The sequence below is a fragment of the bacterium genome (assembly GCA_029210545.1).
GTDB lineage: Bacteria > BMS3Abin14 > BMS3Abin14 > BMS3Abin14 > BMS3Abin14 > JARGFV01.
The window spans coordinates 1-929 of record JARGFV010000203.1; the positions used below are offsets into that span (position 1 = coordinate 1).

At 51.6% G+C, this 929-nt stretch carries 2 tRNA genes; both read left to right on the forward strand.

The features are described from left to right. Positions 1 to 151: 151 nt before the first annotated feature. Positions 152 to 239: transfer RNA gene (locus P1S46_12295), tRNA-Ser, on the forward strand. 476 nt (positions 240 to 715) lie between these two features. Then, positions 716 to 809, forward strand: a tRNA-Ser gene (locus P1S46_12300). The last annotated feature ends 120 nt before the right edge of the window (positions 810 to 929 follow it).

Consider the following 929-nt stretch of genomic DNA (forward strand, 5'->3'; position numbering starts at 1 on the left):
AGGAAAGGGAAAACGACGCTTTTCCCTTTCCGTGGAGCGAAAAGTCCCGGATTGGACTTTTTGCGACTCTATCAACATCAGTATCTGGAACCAGGAGTTGGAAAAGGTTTTTCATCTATTTTTTTGCACCGTCGAGGCGCAAAAAAATAGCGGAGGAGTGGCCGAGAGGTCGAAGGCGGCGGTCTTGAAAACCGTTGTGGGGCAACTCACCGGGGGTTCGAATCCCTCCTCCTCCGCCATTCGACGCGCCCCGCGTTGTCAGGGGCTTGCTCATGGCAGGCCACAAAACCAAAGGCGCGGTGAATGGCGCCCTGAGCAAGGAGCCATCCGCCAATGCGACGCGTCGATGGGCGTAATATGATTCGCTTCAATGTCAGGGGATGGGAATAAATGGCGGAATAGGAAAACAAAACCAGGAGAGGGTCTTCCATACCCGAAATTCCGAATGCGAGAACAGTAGGGAATTTGGAATTTCGGGTTGACCTTTGAAATACTTATCGCTAACTTGTAATGCTTGATTCGTGAAACGGGAAAGAGGTGAAACGAAAGCCCTGCACAGGCTTTCGCGGTTACCAAGAAGTTCACAGCCGCACCTGGGAAAGGTGCCCGGATCGTGTGCCAGGGGCCATTTGTTCGATCCGTGAGACAAGCGAAAACCACGCTTTTCGATTGTCGGTAAGCCAAAATCCCGCACGGATTTTGGCGACTATCAACAGGAGAGATGGCCGAGTCGGTCGAAGGCGCTCGCCTGCTAAGCGAGTATATGCCCAAAAGGCGTATCGAGGGTTCGAATCCCTCTCTCTCCGCCATTTTTTCCTGTCCCCCTGAAGGGGCCGGAAAAAATGGCGGATGGAAGAGAATATTCAGTCCCCAGAGTTAACAGATTGTTAAATTGTGCATAATTTTCCGCGGAAAATTATGTGGAGAGA